The following is a 16,950-nucleotide window of genomic DNA, read 5'->3' as shown; positions in this document are numbered from 1 at the left end:
AGGTCGCCATGTCCGCCCACGTACCGCCCTTCATTGTCGCCATTCCTGCTCGCTACGGCTCCACCCGCCTGCCGGCCAAGCCGCTGCGGGAGATCGCTGGCGTGCCGATGGTGGTGCGGGTCGCACACCGTGCATTGCAGGCCGGCGCCACTCAGGTCGTGGTGGCGGTGGATGATCAGCGCATCGCCGACGCGCTGGCTGGAAACGGCGTGGATATCTGTATGACGCGCAGCGATCACGCCTCCGGTAGCGATCGCCTGGCTGAATGCGTAGTGCACTATGGCTGGGCTGACGATGCCATCGTGGTGAACCTGCAAGGCGACGAACCATTTGCTCCCGCCGCAGGCATTCGCGAAGTGGCGCGTGCGCTGGCCGAGGACGACGCACCAGTTGCCACGCTGGCCACTCCGATCACCGACGCGCATGAGTTGTTCGATCCGAATGTGGTGAAGCTGGTACGCAGCGCGACGGGCCGCGCTCTGTATTTCAGCCGCGCGCCGCTGCCGTGGGCACGCGATGCCTTTGCCGCGAATCGCGATGTCTTGCCCGGCGACGTGCCCTTCCTGCGCCATATCGGCATCTATGCCTATCGCGCCGGTTTCCTGAAGCGCTATGCCAGCCTTAGCCGCACGCCGCTGGAGCAGGCCGAGTCGCTGGAGCAGTTGCGCGTGATGGAGCATGGCCATGCCATCGCCGTGCGCTTGACGCCGGAACCGTTCCCGCCCGGTATCGATACCAAGGTGGATCTGGAACGCGCAGAGCGGTGGCTGCGCCAGCAGACATGAGCGCGTCGCGGCTGCTGTTTGTTTGCCTGGGCAATATCTGTCGCTCGCCATTGGTCGAGGCAGTGGCACGCAGGCGTTGTGCCGAAGTAGGGCTGGACGTGATGGTCGCCTCCTGTGGCACCGGTTCCTGGCACGTGGGGAAGGGGGCGGATGCACGGATGCGTCGCGCAGCGGAGGCTGCTGGCTTCGATTTGTCTGGGCATCGTGCCCGCCAGTTTCAGCAAGGCGATCTGGAAGCATTTGATCTGGTGCTGGCGATGGATCGCGATAATCTGTATGGCGTTGAGCGCTTGGTGACTCCGCGGTCCTCGGCGGAGATCGGTCTGTTTCTGGAGTGGGCGGCCTCAGCGCCGCCTGCCGAGTTCCCTGATCCGTACTACGGCGAAGAGGAAGGTTTCACCGAAGCCGTTGCCTTGGCTGAGCGCGGCGTCGCCGGCCTGATCCGGCGGTTGCGCAGCCGATGAAGGAGCAAAACGCGAGGGCTTCGGCAACCATCGCGCAGGGGCAAACCGGCTAGAATCCTCTCCATGCTGCCCACCCCGCCGCAAGCCTTCGACGGCAAGGCTTTTGTCCGCACATTGACCACCTCGCCCGGCGTCTACCGCTATTTCGATGCGGAGGACGATCTGCTTTATGTCGGCAAGGCCGGCAACCTGAAGAAGCGCGTAGGCAGCTACTTCCTCAAGCCGAGGATGGAGCCGCGCATCGCCGCCATGGTGTCGCAGATCGCGCGCGTCGAGATCACGGTAACGCGCACCGAGGGCGAGGCGCTGCTGCTCGAATCGCAGCTGATCAAGTCGCTCAAGCCGCGCTACAACATTCTGCTGCGCGACGATAAGAGTTACCCGTACATCTACCTCTCCGGTGGCGAGGACTACCCGCGACTGGCCTTCCATCGCGGTGCGCGGAATATGCCGGGGCGTTATTTCGGGCCTTATCCCAGTACCTTCGCCGTGCGCGAAAGCCTCAACCTGATGCAGAAGCTGTTCAAGGTGCGGCAGTGCGAGGACAGCTATTTTCGCAACCGCTCGCGTCCCTGCCTGCAACACCAGATCGGCCGCTGTACGGCGCCGTGCGTGCAATTGATCACGGTGGAGGATTACCGCAACGACGTGCGTCATGCCGAGATGTTTCTGGAAGGACGCAGCAGCGCGGTGATCGATGAGCTGGCCAGCTCCATGGAGCTGGCTGCCAAGGCCCTGGAATTCGAGCGCGCGGCGGCGATGCGCGATCAAGTGGCCGCACTCCGGCGCCTACAGGCGCAGCACCACGTGCAGGGTGCCAGCGCAGACATGGACGTGATCGCCTGCCGTATCGAATCCGGCATGGCCTGCGTCAGCGTGCTGTTCTTCCGCAACGGCATCAGCCTGGGCACGCGCGACTTCTTCCCGCGCCTGCCGCTGGATGCCGAGCCGGCCGACGTGCTGGCGCAGTTCATCGCGCAGTACTACCTGGATAGGCCGGTGCCGCGCGAGTTGATCCTGGGCGAAGCCGTCGCTGACCAGGAAATTCTGGGCGAGCTGCTGACGCAGCAATCCGGGCATGCGGTGGAGTTGAAATCAAGCGTGCGCGGCGAGCGTGCGCGCTTCCTGCAGATGGCCGAGCGCAATGCGCAGGCTTCGCTCACCGCACGCTTGGCCAGCCGCCAGACCTTGGGCGCGCGCTTCGACGATCTGCAGAAGCTGCTGGAGCTGGATGAAACGCCGCGGCGCATCGAGTGCTTCGATATCAGCCACACGATGGGCGAGGCCACGGTAGCCTCGTGCGTGGTGTTTGGTCCCGAGGGGGCGGAGAAGTCCCACTACCGGCGCTTCAATATCACCGGCATTACCCCGGGCGACGACTACGCCGCCATGCATCAGGCGCTGACCCGGCGCTTCCGCAAAGTGGCGGAGGGTGAGGGCGCCCGCCCGGACGTGCTGCTGATCGACGGCGGCGGCGGTCAGGTGGCGCAGGCACTTGATGTGTTGAAGGAGCTCGGTGTGAGTGGCGTCCATGTGATCGGCGTGGCGAAGGGCCCTGGGCGCCGCGCTGGCGAAGAAACCCTGGTGTTGGCCGATTCGGGCCGTAACCTGCATCCGGGGCCGGCATCTCCTGCGCTGCATCTGGTGGCCGCCGTACGTGACGAAGCCCATCGCTTCGCCATCAGTGGACACCGCAAGCGTCGCGAGAAAGCGCGGGAGCGCAGTGTGCTGGAGGAGGTGCCGGGCATTGGCGCCCGTCGCCGTACCGCGCTGCTCAAGGCGTTTGGTGGTCTGGCGGGCGTGGAGGCGGCTGGTGTGGAAGAACTTACGCAGATCAAGGGGATTGATCGCGGCCTGGCCGAACGCATTTATGCCGCATTGCACGGCTGATCGGCAGTGGCGCTGCTGCTGACACAGGCGCGTGCGACACTGCGCGAATGAACCCGAAGGAACCTATGCACATCAATCTGCCCACCTGGCTCACCCTGTTCCGCGTAGCGTTATTGCCGGTGATGGTGGTGGTGTTCTACTGGCAATTCCCAGGGCACAACATCACAGCGGCGATCGTCTTTGTGCTTGCCGCGATCACCGACTGGCTGGACGGCTATCTGGCGCGTCGCATGAATCTGACTTCGGCCTTCGGCGCGTTTCTGGATCCAGTGGCCGACAAGCTGATGGTCGCCGTGACCTTGTTCCTGCTGGTGGAATCGCATCGTGGCGGCTGGCCGGGCGTGGTGATGGCGGTGACGGCGGCGGTGATCGTGGGGCGCGAGATCAGCGTGTCCGCCTTACGTGAATGGATGGCCGAAATCGGCATGCGTGCCACAGTGAAAGTAGCCTTCGTCGGCAAATTGAAAACGGTGATGCAGATGATCGCGCTGGTGGTGCTGATCGTGCAGCACGAGAGGAGTGCCGAAGCGTTGCGGCTCTATCACATTGGCGAGGCGCTGCTGGTGATAGCTGGTGTGCTGACGATCTGGTCGGGCCTGCATTATTTGCGTGCCGCATGGCCGATTTTGCGTGGCGAACCGCCGCGGCGCGAACCCGCCGATGAAGATGTCCAGGGCATATGACAGAGGCTTGACGATGGTTGTTTAGCCATTACAATGCGCGACTCCGATGCGGGAATAGCTCAGTTGGTAGAGCACGACCTTGCCAAGGTCGGGGTCGCGAGTTCGAGTCTCGTTTCCCGCTCCAGATTCAGTACAAAGCCCCGGCCAAGCCCGGGGCTTTGTCGTTTTGGATATAGGGCAGGGTGCTGCGCATGGTCCGTGAAGATGCATGAAACGTGAAAAATTCAGGTTCAGGCTCTTCACAAATGACGATGTTCTGCTATGATTTCTGACTCCGATGCGGGAATAGCTCAGTTGGTAGAGCACGACCTTGCCAAGGTCGGGGTCGCGAGTTCGAGTCTCGTTTCCCGCTCCAGTTTTCAGCAAAGCCTCGGGTTCCCGGGGTTTTGTTTTTTCAGCGAAGCGTGATCTTTCCGGTTACGATTCGCGAGCAATGGCCAGGTGGCAGAGTGGTCATGCAGCGGCCTGCAAAGCCGCGTACGCCGGTTCGATTCCGACCCTGGCCTCCATTGCGAAAACGGTTCTCGCGAACCACAAAAGCCCGCCTTGTTGCGGGTTTTTTGTTGGCTGCGATTTGAGGGTTTTCAGCTGCCTTGTCGGGGCGGCGAGGGCTATGGAGAGAGGCTCGCGTGCTAGGATGCGACCCCGCTTGACGATGCCTGGCGCCAGAGCCTGCAGCGCTGCGGTCCATCCGCCCGGATGGCGAAACTGGTAGACGCAAGGGACTTAAAATCCCTCAGCCGCAAGGCTATGCGGGTTCGACCCCCGCTCCGGGCACCAACACGATTTTAGCGCTGATGACGCGGCGTCTGACTGCCACCATACAGGGCTTGTCATTCAAGCGGACGCAAGTGTGCGGGCTTGTAATGACGAAGCGTAGTCTGTTGCCGACAGACCTTGGGATTGCGATCGAAGATACTGAGCGCCCGCATATTAAAGTCTGCGGGTTTACACCTACCTGTGAGCCGAAAAGAGGGGTCTTTTCTGTTCGCCTATGTTTCGCACGTTTAGCGCTTGCATTGGACAGATAGGCAGCCTAATTTCAGGTTCCACCCAGGGAGGGCGGCGTAGTGATCAATTTGGTTCTGGTTGACGATCACGAGCTCGTGCGCACGGGCTTTCGGATGATTCTGCAACAGCAGCCCGACATGCATATCTGTGGTGAAGCAGGTACGGCGGAAGAGGGTTTGCGGCTGATCAAGGCGCATGAGCCGCAGATCGCCTTGGTCGATGTCCATATGCCGGGCATGAGCGGTATCGAACTCACCGAACGGGTGGCGCGCTCCAAGCTGCCGACTAACATCATCATCATCACTGTGGTCGATGACGCGCGTTTTCCGAAGCGCCTGCTCGATGCGGGTGCGCTTGGCTATCTCACCAAGGGTTGTACCGCAGAAGAGCTGCTTATTGCCGTGCGGCAGGTGGCCGGTGGGCGTCGCTATCTCGCACCGACGGTCGCACAGCAACTGGCGCTCGCTACGCTGGACGGCGAAGGCTCGCCCTTCGATGCGCTCTCCAGCCGCGAGCTGGAAGTTGCCATGATGCTCGTGCGCGGCAAGGCGCTCACGGCGATCGGCGAACAGCTCAACTTGAGTCCGAAGACGGTGTCGACCTATAAGCAGCGCCTGATGGAGAAGCTGCAGGTGGATCACGTGGTGAGCCTGGCGCACCTGATGACCATTCATGGCCTGCTGGATACGCACAACAACCAAGTTGGCGGGTGATCGAGCCTTTACGTGCCAATAAACACGCGCCAATAAAAAAGCCGGACCAGAGTCCGGCTTTTTTATTGGCTTCATCTCAGGGCGGTATCAGCCGCCAGACGCGCTGGTCTTGTCCTCGGACGGCTTCTCTTCCGTCTTGGGCTCAACGAACGGTTCCTGCGATACCGGCGCATGCGGATGGAAGTCCGGATGATTGAGCAGGTCACCCTGCTTCGGCAGGCCGGTCACGGGCGGCAGCGGGGTCACTTCAGCAACTGGCTCGGCGAGTTCGACATGCTCGCTTGCATTAACCGGCGTGGTCACTGCCGGTGTTGGCTCGGCCACCGGTACTGGCTCAGCCGCTACGGGGGGCTCGATGTCGGCACTCTTCGTCTCGTGGACAACCACCGGCTGCGCGGGTTCTACGACCTGCGTCGCCGAGTGATCCGCAGCGTGGACTTCGCTGTCAGTGACCGGCGCATGCGGGACGGAAACCTCAGGGGCGATCGGCGCTTCATGAGAGGTCGCCGGGACGTGCGTGGCCACCGGTTCAGCGGCCATCGGCTCGCTTTCGGCAACCTCGGTCTTGACCGGGATCGGCGGAAGCGTCGGCAGATTGAATGCCATCGGCGCCGGAGCCGGGGTTTCCACCACCGGGGCTTCATGCATGACTGGCGGGATCGACGGCTGCGCGGGGGCGGTAGGTGCTTCAGTCTCGCTGATCACGACTGCGGTGGCAGTCGCAACCGCCGCGGTCGCCGCTACGGTAGCGGCCGGCGTGGCGGGATGCGATGCCGCAGCCGACTCGCGATCCTCGTCGTCCAGATCCAGTTCGTTATCCAGTTGAGTCTCGGTGCCGGCGTTCGCCTGCGTTCCGTCCTCGTGACGGCGACGGCGGCGGCCGCCGCGACGGCCACGACGACGACGTGCCTGGCTGCCTTCGGCTTCTGGGCCGGCGGCTTCGACCGTATCCGGTGCCACGGCGTCGGTTAGCGGCCTCGCTGCCAACGCGGCTTCTTGTGCGGCTTCGGGTGCCGGGGCAGCTGCCGGTCGCTGAGTCTGAGGTGCCTGCTGCTGGCGAGGCTGACGCGGTTCCTGCGCCTGCTGCGGTTTGGCCTGCTGCTCCTGGCGTGGCTGCTGGGCTTGCTGCTTGCGCTCGGCCTGTGCTGCCTGCTGTTCGGCCTTGGGCTGGCGCTGGGGCAGCTGCTGGTCCTGCTTGGGAGCCTGTGCTTGCTGCGGCTGGCGCTGCTGGCGATTGCCCTTGCCTTGCTGCTGCTGGCCACCTTGTTTGGCCTGCTGCTGCTCGCGACGCTGCGACGGCTGCTGCTGGCGACTGCCCTGTTGCGGGCGACCGCGTTCGTCGCGACGGTTGCCGCGAGACTGCGACGACGTTTCCTCGCGCTTGGTCTGCGGAGCCGGCGCGGCCGGGGCAGCGGTGCCGCGGAACCAGCCCAGCAGGCGTGCGATCACGCCGCCGCTCGGGGCAGGTGCTGCCGCTGTCGACTGACGACCTACTGGTTGTGCGGCGACCGGCGTGGCCACTTCCTCGCGCACCGGCGCGGGGGAGGCCGGCACGATGCCGCTGACGGCTGGCTGCTCACTGCTGCCAAGGGCCTGGCCCATTTTCGGAACCGGCGAGGCTTCGACGGCAGTCAGGCGCTCATAACTGGGCTTGCTGTGCTCGCCCATGTCCGCTTCGCGGATGCGCTGAATTTCGATGTGCGGTGTCTCGAGCTTGTCGTCGGCCACGATCACCACGTGCACCTTGTTGCGCAGCTCGATCTCGACCACGCTGGCACGCTTTTCGTTGAGCATGAAGTTGGCCACCGTCGGCGGGGCCTGCACCAGCACTTGGCCGGTGTTGTCCTTCATGGCGTGTTCTTCGATCAGGCGCAGGGTCGACAGCGCGAGCGATTCCACGCCGCGGATGTGGCCATGGCCTTCGCAGCGCGGGCACACGATCTGGGTGGCTTCGCCCAGGCTCGGGCGCAGGCGCTGGCGGGACATTTCCAGCAGGCCGAAGCGCGAGATGCGGCCGATCTGCACGCGGGCGCGATCCAGCTTGAGGGCGTCCTTCAGGCGCTCCTCCACTTCACGCTGATGCTTGGGGCTGTCCATGTCGATGAAATCGATCACGATCAGGCCGCCGGCATCGCGGATGCGCAGCTGGCGGGCGATTTCCACTGCCGCCTCGCAGTTGGTGTTGAACGCGGTTTCTTCGATATCGCTGCCCTTGGTGGCCTTCGACGAGTTGATGTCGATGGCGGTCAGCGCTTCGGTCTGGTCGATCACGATCGAGCCGCCGGAGGGCAGGCGAACCTGGCGATCGAACGCGCTCTCGATCTGCGTTTCGATCTGGTAGCGCGAGAACAACGGGGTCTCGTCGCGGTACATCTTGAGCTTGCGCAGAGCGTTCGGCATCACCTGCTGCACGAACTCGCGGGCGTCGTTGTACAGCGACTCCTCGTCGATCAGGATCTCGCCGATGTCATTGCGCAGGTAGTCGCGCAGGGCGCGGATGAACAGCTTGGACTCCTGATAGATCAGGAACGGCGCCTTCTGCGAGCTGGCCGCCCCAGAGATCGAGCGCCACAGCTGGAGCAGGTAGTCCAGATCCCACTGCAGCTCTTCCGCGTCGCGCCCCATGCCGGCGGTGCGCACGATCAGGCCGACGTCGTCCGGAACGGTCAGGTGCTCCAGGGCTTCCTTCAGGGCCTGCCGGTCTTCACCCTCGATCCGGCGCGAAACACCGCCGGCCTTCGGGTTGTTCGGCATCAGCACCATGTAACGGCCGGCCAGGCTGATGAAGGTGGTCAGGGCGGCGCCCTTGTTGCCACGCTCTTCCTTCTCGACCTGGACAACGACTTCCTGGCCTTCTTTGATCAGCTCGCGGATGGAGGCCTTGTTCGGATCCAGGCCCTGCGTGAAGTACTCGCGGGCAACTTCCTTGAGGGGCAGGAAGCCATGGCGCTCGGCGCCATAGTCGATAAAGCAGGCTTCGAGGGAGGGTTCGACGCGAGTGATACGGCCTTTGTAGATGTTGGCTTTTTTCTGCTCGCGGGAGGGGATTTCGATATCGAGATCGTAAAGGGTCTGGCCATCGACGATGGCCACACGCAACTCCTCACGCTGAGTTGCGTTGATCAACATACGTTTCATTGTGGTTTTTCCTTGGCTTGCCGCGCGTCGCGTGCCGCGGTGGCGCCTGAGGGGCGGCCTGCCGGGGATCGCGCCGCTGCGGTGAAGCGGCATAAAGACGGGACCGTTTCCGGTTCCGGGGTGATTCGTGGCATCACGCCAGCTGTTCCGATTCTTCTTAGTGAACCGGACAAACAGCAACCCGAACCGTTACGATGAAAGGGAGCAGCGACCGGCTGCCAAAGAGGCGGCCGGCGCTATCCTCGCCGGCGTTACGGGCGGGCGTCCTAACCCCAGCCGCAGTTTCGGCGAGTAGGACGTAGCGCTGGCCGAGTATCCTATCTAGTCAGGTTTTTTTCAATGCAGACGGTAACTTCCCACGATGCACCTCAAGGTGTGCGTCAAGTCGAGATCGGCCCCGAGCGGGACGGTCAGCGGATCGATAACGCCTTGATGACCCTGCTCAAAGGGGTGCCCAAGAGCATGATTTACCGCCTCCTGCGCACGGGCCAGGTCCGGGTCAACGGGAAGCGGGCCAAACCGGACACACGTCTCACTGCCGGCGATACGTTGCGAATTCCCCCAGTCCGGGTCGCCGAGCGTGCGCCTGATAAGGGGCCGCCAGCGGGGATGGTTTCCGCTGTTGCCGACGCGGTGATCTTCGAGGACAAGCACTTTCTGGTGATCGACAAGCCAGCTGGCATTGCCAGTCACGGTGGCAGCGGCGTTAGCCATGGCGCGATCGAGCTGTTGCGTGCCGCTCGTCCGCAGGAACACCTGGAGCTGGTCCATCGACTGGATCGAGACACCAGCGGCGTACTGGTTTTCGCCAAGACCCGGGCGGGCCTGACCGGTCTGCAGGCCGAGATCCGCGCCGGCACGGTAACCAAGCAGTACCTGTGCCTGATGGTCGGCCACCCCTCCAAAGCCAAGTTTGACGTCAATGCGCCGCTGCTGAAGTCGGTGCTTCAGGGCGGAGAACGTATGGTAAGAGTGGCCGATAACGGCAAGCCATCACTCACTTTTTTCCGTGAGATGGAGCAGTATCCGGGCGCCCGTCTGATGCAGGCTACGCTGGGAACCGGGCGCACCCATCAGATTCGTGTGCACGCTGCCCATGTCGGCCATCCGCTCGCTGGCGACGCCAAATACGGCGATAAGGAAATGAATAAGCGCTTCCGCGAGATGGGGCTGCAGCGGCTCTTCCTGCATGCGTCGCATATGAGCTTCGAGGTGGACGGGCGTGCCTACAGCTTCTCCGCGCCCATGCCAGATGACTTGAAGGATTTCCTGGATGTGCTTGCTGTAAAAGGAAAAAGGCTGCGCTATCTACAGGAAAAATCGCGCACTGACTTCTAAGGAGCGCAGCAGTCCGCCGGCGAGCCCGCTTTCGACCAACAGGGCGCATCCGGCATGAGCGAGGGCGATGGGCAGCAAGGCCCGCGATCGCATGAAGCACCAGGCCCACCACAGTTCCGCCAAAAAGCAGAGCTGCATCAGCACTCCGTTGGGGCTGTGCAGTAAGGCAAACAGGGCAGCCGTCGCCAGCCATATGACCGGGCGTGGCCAGTGCAATGATTCCAGCCGGTGCAGCACTACGGCCAGCATCAGCCACTGCTGCAGGGTGGCCCAGCCCAGGTAGATAAGCGCATGTCGCCCATCGAGCGGATGGAGGTCATGGCCGAGCCAGGCAATCAATCCCAGCGCGATGGGTAGCAGCGCTAGCGGCATGGCCCAATCCCGCCAGTTGCGGCTTAGCCAATGCCATGCGTGTGGACGTTGGCGCCATTCGATCCAGACCGCATACGACAGGGCTGCTCCAAACGCGATCACACCGGGTATTGAAAGGTGCAAACCCCATTGCAGGCCGGCCATCAACCAGAGTGGGCCGGCCATCGCAATGACGATCTCCAGCCACGAGCGCGCTTTGCCTGGTGGCGGCCAAACGGCGCAGCCGATCAGTAGCAACACGTAGGTTCCGCAAGCGAGCCAACCGAACCAGACAGGCATTGGTTCGTGCGCGTTCGCAAGGAGTTCGGCTCCGGACGGAACCAGCAAAGCCGCGGGCCAATACCCGTGCAGTCGATCGCGAAGGGCGAGCCAAGTCTCGGCCGAGGCCATCGTGGGTAGCTGAAACAGCGGGGCCCGCGATTGATAGCCGCTCTGACGTAATTGATCGATGCGTTGCCCGGCGAGCCACGGGTCAGATGGCAAGCCAATGGCCGCGCGAGTGTCGATAGCTGGGGCAGGTTGATCCGTTACCAGTGCGACTTCCCGCAGGCGCAGGCTGGCCCCGGACGGTAGTTGCGGTCTGAGGCGCAACATGTGGCGGAGGATCCCCGGGGGGGCACAAACACCTCCGTCGGCAGACCGCCATGCAAGGTTGCGTAGATCGATGGTCAGTTCGGCGATGCCCTGATGAAGTGCGGCGGCAGAGGCTGCGACACAGGTAGGACTCTCCACACTGGCCTGTACTACCAGGCCGAGTGTCCCGTCGGCGCTGCTTTCCGCACGCAGCCGGAGCAGCGGCCAATGTACAAGATCGATCGGCTGCATCACCGGTAAGCCGAGATCGTAAGCGCTGCCATCGTGGCTGGTAACAAGCAATTGGCTGCCATCACGTGCCGCTGTCGCCGCACCAAAGGGATGGCCTGCTACCAAGTCACGCGGCCGCCGCAATGACCAGCTCCATAGAGGCTCGCGGTTTTGCAGCGCGTAAAGCCTGCGCTCGGCCTCATGCTGTAGATGGGCCTGCGTCACGCGCGCGGATAGCATCTGCAGGGCCAGCATCAACAACACCACGGCCAGCGCGAAGCCGGCGGCCGTGGCAACAGGGCGCAGAAGCTCTTTCACCTCAACGGGCCAGCAAGGCCTCGACCCGTGCTGCGCAGATGAAATCGTTGAGCGACAAGCCGCCGACGTCATGCGTGGACCACAGCAGCTGGCAATGACCGTAGCCCGCCTCGACGTCCGGATGGTGATCTTCATGATTGGCCATGAAGCCCACTGCGTTGATGAAACCCAGCGTGTGGTGGAAGTTGGCGAACTTGAAATCCTTCACGATGGCCTGGCCATCCGCCGCCAGTGTCCAGCCCGGCAGCTGCGCCAGCAGGCCATGGATCTGCGCAGCATCCAGCGCGTGCTCCTTACCCTTGCGCGGGATGCAATGCTGGCTGGCGAGATCGGCGTAACTCATGGGTGTCTCCGGAAGCGATTCAAAGGCGCGAAGCGTCGAAGCTGCGCAAGAAAAAGTCAAAGCCATGCACGCGACGCAAAACAGGACTAAAATGGTGCTGTTTCCGGTGGGCGCACTTCTGGCGGCTGCCGGTGTTATCCGGAGCAGGCATGATCGACATTTCCGAACGCGCGCAGCAGCACTTTCTGCGCCTTCTTTCCCAACAAGGCATCGATGGGCTGAGCATCCGCCTGCACGTGACTTCGCCGGGCACGCCGGCGGCCAACTGCGAGCTTGAATTTTGCGAGCCGGACGAACTGACCGGGCGCGAGTGGACCATCGAGTGCGAGGGTTTCCTGTTCCATATCGATGGTGACAGCGCTTCTTGGTTGGACAGCGCCAGCATCGATTACGAACCCAATCCCACCGGCGGCCAGCTCAATATCCGTGCGCCGCGCATCAAAGGCGATCTACCCGGCATGGACGCGGGTCTGGTGGAGCGCGTGCGCTACGTGCTTGAAGCCGAAGTGAACCCGCGCATCGCCGCGCACGGTGGCCGCATCAGTCTGCTCGAGGTGAGCTCGGACGGCGTGGTAGTGCTGCAGTTCGGCGGCGGCTGCCACGGCTGCGGCATGGTGGATGTCACGCTCAAGCAGGGCGTCGAGAAGACCCTGCGCGAGCGCGTACCGGAAATCACCGAGGTGCGTGATGCTACGGATCACGCGGGCGGCAGCAATCCGTACTACCGCAAGAAGGAAGGGCAGTCGGCACTCAGCTGACTTTACTTTCCGATGAGCACAAAAAAGAAGGCCCGCCTAGGCGGGCCTTCTTGATTCCGGCATCCGGGCGAAGGAATTACTTGTCGCCCTGGATATGGCCCTGCAGGCCGTCGAGCTTGGTCGGCAGGCTGGAGAAGTAGGCGGCCACGTCCTGGATGTCCTGCTCGGAAAGCGTGGCAACGAAGCCCTTCATGATTGCGTTGTTGCGGTGGCCGTCCTTGTACTCATGCAGCACCTGCTGCAGGTACACGTTGTACTGGCCGGCGAGGCGCGGGTACTGCGGGTCGACCGCATTGCCGTCAGTGCCATGGCAGGCGAAGCACGCCGCCGCCTTCTGCTTGCCGGCATCGATGCTGGCGGCCGCGAACAGCTGAGTGGAAGCGAACGCCAGGACGGCGCCGAATGAAAGCAGGGTGAGCGCACGTTTCATGCGAATCCTTGGTCCTAGGCTACTTACTTGGCGAGGCTGGAGAGGTAGGCGGCAATGTCTTCAATGTCCTTGTCGGACAGACTCTGCGCCTGGGCCACCATGGTCGGATGGGTGCGGTCGCCGCTCTTGTAGCCGTGCAGCGCATTGATGATGTACTGCTGATTCTGGCCCGCGATCTTCGGCACGGGGTAGCGCGGGTAAGCATTCTGATAACCCGGCACGCCGTGGCAGCCGTTGCAGGTATAGATCAGTTTGCGGCCGGCGGTCTTGTCGCCCTCGGCATGCACGCTGCCGGTAGCAAAGAGTGCGGCGGCGACGGTCAGGCCAAGCAATTGCAGTCGAGTCATCGAGATCATTCCCACGATTCCGGCGGGTACATGGCGGTAAGTCGCGGAAGTATAGTGGTTGGCTTCAGGCAGGAACAACACTAGCCTGGGACGTTCTGCCAACCATCTGTCGAAGGAGCTGGGGATGCACGGGATCATGTCGAGGGGCCGCGCGGCGGCTGTCGGGGTGCTGGCGATGTTGCTGTCGCTGCCGCTAGCGGGTGAGCTGGCCGCTGCCGAAGCGTCGGCGCCATACCGTGTCGTTGGTTATGTGGCTGATGCTTCACCGCTGCCGCCGATCAATGCGAACAAGCTCGACGTGATTAATTACGCCTTCGGCACACTCGACGATCAAGGCGACATTGTGCTGAAGAGTCCGGTCGCCACCGCCTCGTTGGCTACGCTCACCGGATTGCGCAAGGTCAACCCATCTCTCAAGGTGGTGCTGTCAGTCGGCGGCTGGAGTGCCGGTCACTTTTCCGAAGCGGCATTGACCGACGCGTCGCGCCAGCGCTTCGCCGACGATGCGGCCAAGCTGATTGAGCAGCATGATCTCGACGGGCTGGATATCGATTGGGAATACCCGACGCTGCCAGGCGGCGATATCAGCCATCGTCCCGAAGACAAGCGCAACTTCAGCCTGCTGCTGGAAACCGTGCGTGCGCGTCTGGACAAGCTGGGTAAAGCGCATGGCGATCGCCACTACCTGTTGACCATCGCCGCCGCCGATGGCGAATTCGTGGCCGGCATCGAGCTGGAGCGCGCCGGGCGCTCGCTCGACTGGTTCAACCTGATGACCTACGACTTCCACAACAGCCTGACGCCGACGACCGGACATCACGCATCCTTGTATCTATCGGCGGTGACGCCGGCTAGCGATCGGTCTGGCGATAAGGCCGTGCGCCAGTTCCTTGCCGCCGGTGTGCCGGCGAAGAAGCTGGTGATTGGTGTGGCGTTCTACGGGCGTGCCTTCACTGGCGTCGATCCCGCCCACGATGGCCTGCAGCAGAAGTACGCCAAGTTCGTGGGCGCGCCGTCATGGCGCGAGTTGCTGGCGAGCTATATCGACAAGAACGGCTATGTGCGTCACTGGGACGCCCAGGCCCGGGCGCCTTTTCTATGGAATGCCAAGACACGCACCTTCGTGAGCTACGAAGATCCGCAGTCGATCCAGGCCAAGATGGATTACGTCAAAGCCAAAGGGCTCGGCGGCGCGATGTACTGGGAGCAGAGCCTGGACCAGAACGATCAGCTACTGGACGTGATCGACCGCGCTTTGCATCCGCGGAGCCTTAAAACAGGCTCTTGAAGATATGAATGCCCGCGGTGTATTCGCCAACGATGGTGCCGAGGCAGACCAGGAAGAAGTTGAGCAGGGTGCGCGCGATGCGATTCTTCCACCAGCCGCTCCAGTGGCTGATGTCGTCGCGCAGCGTGTCGAAATCGGCCACGCGCGGTTTGCGTGCCCAGGCCTCGGCCATGGCACTGATCGCACCTGAAGGGATGCCGGGGCGGAAGGGTTTGATGGGGCCGGCGATGGCAGCGGCGAGAATGCTTAGCGGGTGACCGCCAGCGATCACTGCTCCCAATACGGAAAAGCCTGCAGTGAACAGCACCCAGTCGCGCAGTGCCTGCGCGCCCAGCGAGGTGTTGCGATGGAAGGCAAAGCCAATGGCGACGAACACCGCCAGCACCAGGCCCACGGCCACCCATTTCGGCCAGTGCGATTTCGGCGGCAGCTGAGCCAGCTCAGCCGCCTTCGCTGCCGGATCTTCCTGCTGCGAACGCAGCAGTTCGCACAGGCCCTTCAGGTGGCCGGCACCGATCACCACCAGTACGCGACGAGGCTCGGCGAAGTTCGCCAGTGCGGCTTCTTCGCGCAGACGCGCGGCCATGTAGGCATCGCGCTCGCCGATCAGGCTGCGGTAGAGCGGCTGCGATTCGCTGGCGAACTCGCTGAAGGCGCTTTCCAGCATGTCGCCTTGCTTGAGCTTCTCGATCTCTTTTTCTTCGATCTGTTCACGCTCAAACACGCTGGCGAGCAAGCCGCCCATCAAGCCGAAGCGTTGCCAGAAACCCACACTGCGCCAGGCGCGCTTGAGCGTGGTGCCGACATCGCGATCCACCAGCCACACCGGTAGTCCGCGTTGCTCGGCGCCGTCCATCGCCGCCTTCATCTCGGCGCCGGGCTGGATGCCGTATTGATCAGCCAGGCGCTTCTGGAACGACGACAGCACCAGGCTGGCCGCCACCATGCCGGCCTTGCCCTGGCGGATGACCTGGAACAGGTCCATTTTCTTCATGGCGTCCGGATCGCGCATGCCTTGCGCGCGGCTCGGGCACAGCTCCACCGCCACCGCGTCGAACGACTCGCGCGCAAGCAGTTCTTCCACCGCTTCCACGCTGGCGCGGGACACGTGCGCCGTGCCGAGCACCACGTATTCCACCCCGTCACGCACCACGCGCTCGATGGGCTGGCCTTCGAGGGCGGCGGGCAGGGTGTCAGTAGTAGCTTCCAGGCTCATGCGTGTCATCGATCGTGGTGGGAATCCCTGCATGGGGATCGCCGCCGCCAGGCACAAGCCGTGCGGCGGGCCGGTGGTTCAGGCGCGCGTGCTCAATCGCGAAAGCGCCTGAGCAGGTCGCTATAGGCATCGATGCGACGGTCGCGCAGAAACGGCCAGATGCGCCGCACATGTTCGCTGCGCGCCATGTCGATCTCGGTCACCAGCAGTTCGCGCTTGTCCGTGCTGGCCTGCGCCAGAAACTCGCCCTGCGGCCCGGCGACAAAGCTGGTGCCCCAGAACTGGATACCAGCGCCGACGCCGGACGGGTCCGGCTCATAACCCGTGCGATTGCACGACAGTAGCGGCAGGCCATTAGCCACCGCATGCCCACGTTGCACCGTCACCCAGGCTTCGCGCTGGCGATCCTTTTCCGGCTGCGCATCGTTCGGATCCCAGCCGATGGCGGTGGGATACAGCAGCAGATCGGCGCCGGCCAGCGCCATCAGGCGCGCGGCTTCCGGGTACCACTGGTCCCAGCACACCAGCACGCCCAGGCGGCCTACCGAGGTGTCGATGGGATCGAAGCCGAGGTCGCCTGGCGTGAAGTAGAACTTCTCGTAGAACGCCGGATCGTCCGGGATGTGCATCTTGCGGTACTTGCCGGCAATCTTCGCCGAGCGATCGAACACCACCGCCGTGTTGTGATACAGGCCTGTCGCGCGCTTCTCGAACAGCGAGGCCACCACCACCAGCTTCAGTTCCTCGGCCAGCTTGCCAAGGCGCTCGGTGCTGGGACCCGGAATGGTTTCGGCAAGGTCGAATTCCGACACCGACTCGTGCTGGCAGAAATACGGGCCGTTGTGCAGCTCCTGCAGCAACACCAGTTCCGCACCGGCGACCGCAGCTTCGCGCAGGCCGGTTTCGATGGCGTCGAGATTGGCGTCGCGGCTGCCGCGGTGGGTTTCCTGCAGCAGCGCGACCTTGAGGGTCTTGCGGGTCATGCCGTGGTGTCCTGTCCGCCCGGATGGCGAAAAAACATAGTGTAGCGGACCCCGGCCTTCGAGCCTGTT

General features: G+C 63.3%; 15 protein-coding genes and 4 tRNA genes. 12 read left to right on the top strand and 7 right to left on the bottom strand.

Annotated features, from left to right (window positions below):
* Positions 1 to 8: 8 nt before the first annotated feature.
* The 9 genes from kdsB to BM338_RS15565 all read left to right on the top strand — a co-directional run bounded on the left by kdsB (position 9) and on the right by BM338_RS15565 (position 5,546).
* A complete protein-coding gene (kdsB, locus tag BM338_RS15605) occupies positions 9 to 785 on the top strand; it encodes a 3-deoxy-manno-octulosonate cytidylyltransferase (RefSeq protein ID WP_090452252.1) in 777 nt (258 codons plus the stop codon).
* On the top strand, positions 782 to 1,249 hold the full coding sequence (locus BM338_RS15600; protein WP_090452250.1) for a low molecular weight protein-tyrosine-phosphatase: 468 nt from the start codon (positions 782 to 784) through the stop codon (positions 1,247 to 1,249). The genes kdsB and BM338_RS15600 overlap by 4 nt, the downstream gene beginning before the upstream one ends.
* A 63-nt stretch (positions 1,250 to 1,312) precedes the next feature.
* Positions 1,313 to 3,139 carry an excinuclease ABC subunit UvrC gene (gene uvrC / locus BM338_RS15595; protein ID WP_090452248.1) on the top strand — a complete coding sequence of 609 codons (1,827 nt, stop codon included), beginning with the start codon at positions 1,313 to 1,315 and terminating at the stop codon, positions 3,137 to 3,139.
* 65 nt (positions 3,140 to 3,204) lie between these two features.
* A complete protein-coding gene (gene pgsA / locus BM338_RS15590) occupies positions 3,205 to 3,822 on the top strand; it encodes a CDP-diacylglycerol--glycerol-3-phosphate 3-phosphatidyltransferase (protein ID WP_090452246.1) in 618 nt (205 codons plus the stop codon).
* 48 nt (positions 3,823 to 3,870) lie between these two features.
* Positions 3,871 to 3,946: transfer RNA gene (locus tag BM338_RS15585), tRNA-Gly, on the top strand.
* A 155-nt stretch (positions 3,947 to 4,101) separates the two neighbouring features.
* Positions 4,102 to 4,177, top strand: a tRNA-Gly gene (locus BM338_RS15580).
* A gap of 80 nt (positions 4,178 to 4,257) precedes the next feature.
* Positions 4,258 to 4,331: transfer RNA gene (locus tag BM338_RS15575), tRNA-Cys, on the top strand.
* Between the two features lie 184 nt (positions 4,332 to 4,515).
* Positions 4,516 to 4,602: transfer RNA gene (locus BM338_RS15570), tRNA-Leu, on the top strand.
* Positions 4,603 to 4,892: 290 nt separating this feature from the next.
* Entirely contained in the window at positions 4,893 to 5,546 is a 654-nt protein-coding gene (locus BM338_RS15565) for a response regulator (RefSeq protein WP_090452244.1), read from the top strand.
* Positions 5,547 to 5,633: 87 nt separating this feature from the next.
* Here BM338_RS15565 and BM338_RS15560 read toward each other — a convergent pair whose 3' ends face one another.
* A complete protein-coding gene (locus BM338_RS15560; RefSeq protein ID WP_090452242.1) occupies positions 5,634 to 8,684 on the bottom strand; it encodes an Rne/Rng family ribonuclease in 3,051 nt (1,016 codons plus the stop codon).
* Between the two features lie 339 nt (positions 8,685 to 9,023).
* Here BM338_RS15560 and BM338_RS15555 point away from each other — a divergent pair, with 339 nt between their 5' ends.
* Positions 9,024 to 10,022 carry an RluA family pseudouridine synthase gene (locus BM338_RS15555; RefSeq protein WP_090452240.1) on the top strand — a complete coding sequence of 333 codons (999 nt, stop codon included), beginning with the start codon at positions 9,024 to 9,026 and terminating at the stop codon, positions 10,020 to 10,022.
* Here the strand turns inward: BM338_RS15555 and BM338_RS15550 are convergent.
* Both BM338_RS15550 and BM338_RS15545 read right to left on the bottom strand, forming a co-directional pair.
* On the bottom strand, positions 9,993 to 11,516 hold the full coding sequence (locus BM338_RS15550; RefSeq protein WP_090452238.1) for a CPBP family glutamic-type intramembrane protease: 1,524 nt from the start codon (positions 11,514 to 11,516) through the stop codon (positions 9,993 to 9,995). The two genes, BM338_RS15555 and BM338_RS15550, sit on opposite strands and share 30 nt — an antisense overlap.
* Before the next feature lies 1 nt (position 11,517).
* On the bottom strand, positions 11,518 to 11,859 hold the full coding sequence (locus BM338_RS15545) for a 4a-hydroxytetrahydrobiopterin dehydratase (RefSeq protein WP_090452236.1): 342 nt from the start codon (positions 11,857 to 11,859) through the stop codon (positions 11,518 to 11,520).
* A gap of 149 nt (positions 11,860 to 12,008) precedes the next feature.
* Here BM338_RS15545 and BM338_RS15540 point away from each other — a divergent pair, with 149 nt between their 5' ends.
* Positions 12,009 to 12,617, top strand: coding sequence for an NfuA family Fe-S biogenesis protein (locus BM338_RS15540; protein ID WP_090452233.1), 609 nt, complete (start codon positions 12,009 to 12,011; stop codon positions 12,615 to 12,617).
* A gap of 76 nt (positions 12,618 to 12,693) precedes the next feature.
* Here the strand turns inward: BM338_RS15540 and BM338_RS15535 are convergent, their stop codons facing one another.
* Positions 12,694 to 13,047: a c-type cytochrome gene (locus BM338_RS15535; protein WP_090452231.1), complete on the bottom strand. Its 354-nt coding sequence runs from the start codon at positions 13,045 to 13,047 to the stop codon at positions 12,694 to 12,696.
* A 23-nt stretch (positions 13,048 to 13,070) separates the two neighbouring features.
* Positions 13,071 to 13,394, bottom strand: coding sequence for a c-type cytochrome (locus BM338_RS15530; RefSeq protein ID WP_090452614.1), 324 nt, complete (start codon positions 13,392 to 13,394; stop codon positions 13,071 to 13,073).
* Between the two features lie 136 nt (positions 13,395 to 13,530).
* On the opposite strand from BM338_RS15530, the gene BM338_RS15525 reads away from it, so the two are divergent.
* A complete protein-coding gene (locus BM338_RS15525; protein WP_177229382.1) occupies positions 13,531 to 14,682 on the top strand; it encodes a glycoside hydrolase family 18 protein in 1,152 nt (383 codons plus the stop codon).
* On the opposite strand, the gene BM338_RS15520 is transcribed toward BM338_RS15525, so the two are convergent.
* Both BM338_RS15520 and BM338_RS15515 read right to left on the bottom strand, forming a co-directional pair.
* A complete protein-coding gene (locus tag BM338_RS15520) occupies positions 14,666 to 15,898 on the bottom strand; it encodes a TraB/GumN family protein (RefSeq protein ID WP_090452226.1) in 1,233 nt (410 codons plus the stop codon). The genes BM338_RS15525 and BM338_RS15520 overlap by 17 nt on opposite strands.
* Before the next feature lie 92 nt (positions 15,899 to 15,990).
* Positions 15,991 to 16,881, bottom strand: coding sequence for a carbon-nitrogen hydrolase (locus BM338_RS15515; RefSeq protein ID WP_090452224.1), 891 nt, complete (start codon positions 16,879 to 16,881; stop codon positions 15,991 to 15,993).
* Positions 16,882 to 16,950: the final 69 nt, after the last annotated feature.

This window comes from Dyella sp. OK004 (assembly GCF_900114495.1).
GTDB lineage: Bacteria > Pseudomonadota > Gammaproteobacteria > Xanthomonadales > Rhodanobacteraceae > Dyella_D.
This window is presented reverse-complemented; position numbering and strand designations above follow the sequence as displayed.